Here is a 6341-nt window from a genome sequence, read left to right as displayed (position 1 = left end):
TCTCATCCCATTAAGTCCCACAATATCCCACTCAATCCCACAATTATCTCAACATTCAGTTATAGTTATAATATTAGTAGTCATGTCGGTATGTCGAACATGCAATGTATAGGCTGCTGGTTGACCCAAAATATCAGCTTTAGTGAGTAATAATTGGGTGCTATCCGTCAAATTGATAATTTGATAGGTAAAGAAATCGAGTGGTAATTTATACGGTTCAGGGAGTAGCTTTTTCACGACTCCGTGTGCACCTGTAGCGCGGGCATATTCATAGGTACATAAGCCTTCGGCAGGCGTGATTTTACCTTGATACTCAAGCTGACCTTTGAAGTTTGCCAATAAACTAAAATGATCATAAATCGGGGTTTTGATAAACCATGAGATTTGATTGGTGACATCTAAATCAAATTCAAAGCTGAGTCCATGGTAGGCACCTTTGAGATGAATATTCGGTAGAGTTCCTTGGATCGAAACTTCTTCACCGAGCTCAATAGTTGTCCCATTGTCTTGAATATTGGTCTGTTCTGGAATGATATAAGCTTTGAGTAGATGCTCATCTACCGCAGCAGTACTAGAGAAAAACGTTGCAGTCTTTCTTGGGTCACCTAAGGTAATATCATCATGGTCAAATGCAAGTGCCCCTGGTGTACCCAATAAAATCATAATATTTAAATAACGATGAGGCTCAGGCAGCAGAGGAAAGAAGATCCCATAATGTGTCCAGGTATAAAAAATCCCATCAGTGCGTGGGCGAATGATGTCTGGTTCTGAAAAGGGTGTTGTTGAATATTTTACCGCTTTATCAAGCGTACCTTGTGCCAATAACAGGCTTTTACCCAAAATTTTGCTGGTCAGGGATGTCGGTGGCAATTGTTTCTTCATCTTGTTTCCTAAACTCAATCCATGCTGTGACAGCTAGATTATGAGAAACAATTGCCAATGCTAAGCGGAAATAAGGACAAAGCTACGGCTTTTCAGGACATTTACGCAGAGGCTTTGTTCGACAATTTTTCTAGATTTTGTGAGCCAATCCAGTGCTTTGAGAACTGATAGGCTGCACGTCCAGAACGCTGACCACGAGCTTGGCACCATTTCAAACTTTCACCACGAACCAGATCGTTATATTCCAAGCCAGCTTTCACAATGTAGTGCTCTACAATTTGTAAATACAACTGTTGATCCATTGGATAGAAGGAGAGCCACATTCCAAAACGATCCGAGAGCGAAATTTTTTCCTCGATGGCTTCCTGTGGATGGAGTTCTGTATATTGCGGTACATCAACCTTACGTACCGGTGTGTTTTCGTGCATAAACTCAGGCAGTAAATGACGACGGTTACTGGTTGCATAGATAATAAAATTGCTTGAGCCTGATTGCAGTGAACCATCTAAGACGCTTTTTAAACTACGATAATTTTCATCTTCGGCATTGAAAGCCAGATCATCGCAATAAACGATAAATTTTTCAGGACGATGTTCAATCAGCTTTTGAATTTTGGGTAAATCAGATAAATCATCACGCTCAATTTCAATCAAGCGTAAACCCTGAGTTGAATACTCGGTGAGAAGCGCACGTACAATCGATGATTTTCCAGTACCACGAGAACCTGTCAGTAAGACATCATTGGCAGGTAGGCCATTCAGGAACTGTAGGGTATTTTGAATGATCTTGTCTTTTTGGCGCTCAATGCCTTTTAAGTCTTCCAAATGCATTTTCTTAGGTTGTTGTATGGCGACCAGCTGCTGATTTTCCCAACGGAATGCGATTGCTGAAAAGTCAGTGGGTTGCTTTGGTGCAGGGAGAACTTGCTGAAGCTGTGTTAAAACACTTGATAGCGATTGAAGAATAGATTCGGGTAAATCAAGGATAGCCATACATATAAACCAAACTCAATGATGAATAGGGATACTATCACTGCTATTACCGAAATAAAGAAAATATCATCAGAAATATCGAAATAAATCGATTTTACCCTTGATTGTTGTGGCTGCTTTTTGCATTGTATAGGTGCAAGAATATAAAAAATAAGCTGAAAATCAGGATCGCGAATGTTCAATAGAGTTCAAGAGAAAAAGAATACATATCAGACACATAGAGTTGATGTGTTGCAAGAACGCTTACGACATGCCAGTTCTTATGCCGAATGGAAAGAAATTGCACTTAAACTGGATGAAGAATCAGGTCATGAAGCATGGAAATATGACAATGAATCGCCTTATTATGATGCGGAAATTTTATCTAAACGCTATAACTTATTAAAAAAATATCGTATGCAGCATCGGACTTTAGATCTGATCTATGTGTTAAGAGAAGGCCTGTCTTATGACTTTGCCAACATTGGGCATCCGATGTTGTTTGCACAGACCTATATTGGTACTAAAAAAATCATTGAAAACTATGTTGAGGAAATGAGTGATTGCCTACGTTACTTGGCTTCGAGTGAATGTATTACCTTTCAACTAAAAGAAAAAATTCAGTTTTTTGAAGAATGTCAAAAGGCCTATGGTCAACCCGCTGTGATGTTTTCTGGAGGTGCGACGCTAGGTTTATTTCATACAGGGGTGTGTAAGGCATTAATAGAACAAGATCTGATGCCTCAAGTTTTATCGGGTTCAAGTGCAGGGGCAATCATGACAGGCATGTTAGGTGTTTCTACGCCAGATCAAGTTCATGAATTGCTGCAAGGGGAACATTTTTTTAGTGATGCCTTTAAATTTAGGAAAGTAACGGAATTATTGCGGGCGAATGGTGGTATTGCCGATGTGATGTATTTGAAAAAATTTCTGATGCAGAACTTGGGCGATGTCACGTTTGCCGAGGCCTATAAACAATCTAAACGTCATATTAATATCGTGATTGCACCCTATAACACAGCCCAAAATCCACGTATTATGAATGCACTGACCGCACCGAATGTATTGGTGTGGAGTGCAGTATTGGCTTCTTGTGCGGTGCCTGTGTTATTTCCACCTGTGCATCTGACCAGTAAGCGATATGATGGGCAACATACGCCATATCTCGCCAATACCAAGTGGGTGGATGGCAGTATGCGCAGTGATTTTCCGCAGGAAAAGATGGCTCGTTTATATAATATTAATTACACCATTGCCAGTCAGGTCAATCCGCATATTGTGCCGTTTATGCAAAGTGACACCGAACGTTTTCGTAGAGATGTACTCAGTTGGCCTGAACGGATTGTGCGCCGTCAAGGCAAAGCTATTGCAATGGAAGTCATGGATTTAACACGCAGTCATATGGGCAGTTTCTTCCCGATTCGTCGTGTATTGGATCATGGCTATGGCATTTTGGGGCAACGTTATTATGGTGACGTCAATATTATTGCCAAATATGGACTCCGACATTATAGCTATATGCTGAAAAATCCACGCCCAAAACTGTTTAAAATCTTGCAGCAAGAAGGTGAGCGTGCCACATGGCCGAAAATTGCTTCTATTGAAATACATGCACGAATTGGAAAAACCATTGAGCATTGTCTAATATCGTTGCGGAAGCAGGAAGAAAAGCAGCAGAATGAGTTTTACTACGTGGATCTCTAATCCGAAGATTCAACTTAACGATCTTAACTTAGTGACCAAAGCGCAAAGTTATGCCTTTGGGCGGCGTGTCTACACCTTTCAAGTTGATCAGCAGCGCTACTGGCTGAAATTCCATAACACCAACGATCAGCCTGTTTTGGCACAGGCTTTCCAACGAGAGTTAGCTTTTTATCAGCACTGTCAGCAGCATGAACAAGCGTTTTTATTACCATTCCAAATGATTCCATTACGTCATCTTATCAATGGATTAGATGAGGATGGCATAGGGATGATCACGGTTGATTCGCATGATTTTTTTGCTGAAGCTCCTATTTTTGAAAATATTGAGCAGATCAAACAAAAGATATTTTTGGCCTTAGATGCGCTGGATGCATTGCACCAATTCGGGTGGGTGCATGGTGATTTGAAAGCAGAACATTTTCGTTTCTATGAAAACTCATGTCGGCTGATTGATTTTGAGCAATCTTTTCGGATAGGGCATCCGATTCATACTTTAGATGCAACACCACATTATATGGCACCAGAGCTTTTTCAGGGGGCAGGGAAAAGCATTCAAAGTGATTTGTATGCCTTGGGGATTATTGTGTATGAATGGCTCACTCAATCTCGATTAAAAGTGAGTACTTATCACGATTGGGCAGTATTACATTGCCAGCAACTACACATTCAACTTCCATCTACATTGCAATGCTTTTTTCCTTTACTTAATGGCCTCACGCAAAAGCATATTAAACAACGCTTTAATTCAGTTTTAGTGGCAAAAGATTTCTTAAAACAACTTAATATGTTGTAAAAGTAAACATAAATGTGTGATTTGAATATTATCTGTTCATTTGAATGGTTTTTTTAATAGAAAGACTTGTCAGAGAGTATGTTTCTCACTAATATGCATACCCATCGGGGGCGTGGCGAAATTGGTAGACGCACTGGATTTAGGTTCCAGCGCCGCAAGGTGTAAGAGTTCGAGTCTCTTCGCCCCCACCATATTTAAGAAGCAAGAGTATCTTGCTTTTTTTATGATTAAACGAAATAGAGTTTAATCATGTGGTTATAGAGGATTGGTGTAATGGTAGCATGACGGTCTCCAAAACCGTTCGTCAAGGTTCGAGTCCTTGATCCTCTGCCAAATTCAAAGGAACTTTATATAAAGTTCCTTTTTTTGTGTCTGCTGTTTCTATCTGTATATTAAAAAAGCATTAGCTTTCATAAACATAGTTTTTTTATAAAAAGGGCTTGTCAGTAGAAACGTTTATCTCTAATATACACACCCATCGGGGGCGTGGCGAAATTGGTAGACGCACTGGATTTAGGTTCCAGCGCCGCAAGGTGTAAGAGTTCGAGTCTCTTCGCCCCCACCATATTTAAGAAGGTAAGCATTTCTTACTTTCTTATGATTGAGTCAAATATGATTTAATCGTGCAGTTTAGAGGATTGGTGTAATGGTAGCATGACGGTCTCCAAAACCGTTCGTCAAGGTTCGAGTCCTTGATCCTCTGCCAAATAAATAAAAAAGCCCTTGTGAAAACAAGGGCTTTTTTATGGTCTATTTCTTTTGGTATGCCAATTTTAAACTTAGAAGCGTACTGTGATTATCGCTAAAGCTTCCAACTAAATCACCATTCTGACGTTTTGCTTGAGCGTCGCCTAGCCATAAGTATCTTCCGCCCAGTGAAACTGCCCAGTTCGGTAGAAAATTATATTGGAAGCCGAGCCCGCCTCCCCAGTAACCATTGACTGGCCCAAGCGCATTAGCAGGATCACCAAGACCTGAATCCCAAATGATAGACGTTGAGACTGAAAATTTATCAGTAAGTTTCTGCGCGATTCCAATTTGTGCTGACCATTGATCTTCTTCATAACTGAGCAGAGAAAGTCCTGTTTTATCTGGACTGGCTGGAGCAGTTCGCTCTGCCAATTTGGCGGGTTTAAACTCAAAGTCTTTCCATGGTACCCAACGAATATTGGCGCTGAGTAAGGTTTGTTTACTTAAGCCTGTTTGAAAATCAAAATTTACTGATTCGGGTGAAGTAAATGTAACAGGCAGCGTGTAAAGATCATTACTTAATACTGAAAACTGCTCTGTGGTGCGTGTCTGATGTTTTATTTCGGAGCGATAAGTCAGTGCTGCTTTTAGCCCAATTTCGGGTTTTTTCAGGCTGAATCCTGTTACCCAACCCATTGCATAATCAGAGTGCAGTTCGGCATTGTAATTGGCGCTACCTTTATAAATTTGTCCACGCAGTTTGATGTTACCTTCAATTTCTTCTAAGGCAGGACCTGCGTAAACACTTAAATTTCTATTGATATTCAAACCGATAAGCCCTGTCAAATTATGGCTGTCTAGTTTGGCTTGAGTACCTTCAGCGGGTTTATTTTCAAATTGAGAAACAAAGTCGCTGTGCCCACGATGTTGAAGGTTAATATTGAAAGGTTGATCATAAATGAGTCCTAGACTTATTTTTTCATTTAAATCTGTTTTTATGCTGCCACGTAAAGCACTATTATTGGCACTAATATTAGGAATTTCATTGGGATTGCCTTGGCTACTCAGTCCTTTATCCTGCCCACTCACATCTGGCATAGAATAATTATAAGAGAGGGATGCATAGGTTCCATTTTGAAAAAAATCAGTAATGGATTGTCCAGAGCGATCAAGGCCTGCACTGTACCCAGTACTGATGATAAATGGTGTTGTGACTAAAGCTGATAAGGTGTGATGTTTGATGCGTGAATACATTGGAGCCTCCAAATTCCTTTTGGGGCATACAACACACAAGTTTTTAT

Annotated in this window: 5 protein-coding genes and 4 tRNA genes; 6 read left to right on the top strand and 3 right to left on the bottom strand. The window is 40.3% G+C overall.

From position 1 onward, the window contains the following. Positions 1–48: 48 nt before the first annotated feature. On the bottom strand, positions 49–882 hold the full coding sequence (locus MN869_RS17995; protein WP_347709339.1) for a DUF6670 family protein: 834 nt from the start codon (positions 880–882) through the stop codon (positions 49–51). 101 nt (positions 883–983) lie between these two features. Then, positions 984–1874: an ATP-binding protein gene (locus MN869_RS17990; protein ID WP_005183333.1), complete on the bottom strand. Its 891-nt coding sequence runs from the start codon at positions 1872–1874 to the stop codon at positions 984–986. Positions 1875–2048: 174 nt separating this feature from the next. Between MN869_RS17990 and MN869_RS17985 the strand changes: the two genes are divergently transcribed. The 6 genes from MN869_RS17985 (at position 2049) to MN869_RS17960 (ending at position 5056) form a co-directional block, all read left to right on the top strand. Further along, positions 2049–3557 (top strand): DUF3336 domain-containing protein, encoded by a 1509-nt coding sequence (locus tag MN869_RS17985; RefSeq protein ID WP_005202595.1) that lies wholly within the window; start codon positions 2049–2051, stop codon positions 3555–3557. Further along, on the top strand, positions 3532–4350 hold the full coding sequence (locus MN869_RS17980) for a protein kinase (protein ID WP_005202596.1): 819 nt from the start codon (positions 3532–3534) through the stop codon (positions 4348–4350). Before MN869_RS17985 ends, MN869_RS17980 begins: the two co-directional genes overlap by 26 nt. 106 nt (positions 4351–4456) lie before the next feature. Next, positions 4457–4541 (top strand) — tRNA-Leu (locus tag MN869_RS17975). Between the two features lie 68 nt (positions 4542–4609). Then, a tRNA-Trp gene (locus MN869_RS17970) sits at positions 4610–4683 on the top strand. Positions 4684–4830: 147 nt separating this feature from the next. Next, positions 4831–4915: transfer RNA gene (locus tag MN869_RS17965), tRNA-Leu, on the top strand. Between the two features lie 67 nt (positions 4916–4982). After that, positions 4983–5056: transfer RNA gene (locus tag MN869_RS17960), tRNA-Trp, on the top strand. Positions 5057–5100: 44 nt separating this feature from the next. Here MN869_RS17960 and MN869_RS17955 read toward each other — a convergent pair. Then, positions 5101–6294, bottom strand: coding sequence for an outer membrane protein transport protein (locus tag MN869_RS17955; RefSeq protein WP_005202597.1), 1194 nt, complete (start codon positions 6292–6294; stop codon positions 5101–5103). Between the last annotated feature and the right edge of the window lie 47 nt (positions 6295–6341).

The sequence above is a fragment of the Acinetobacter sp. NIPH1876 genome (genome assembly GCF_022808535.1).
Classification (GTDB): Bacteria; Pseudomonadota; Gammaproteobacteria; order Pseudomonadales; family Moraxellaceae; genus Acinetobacter; species Acinetobacter higginsii.
Note: the sequence above shows the minus strand (reverse complement) of the source record. Positions and strands in the feature narration are given on the sequence as shown.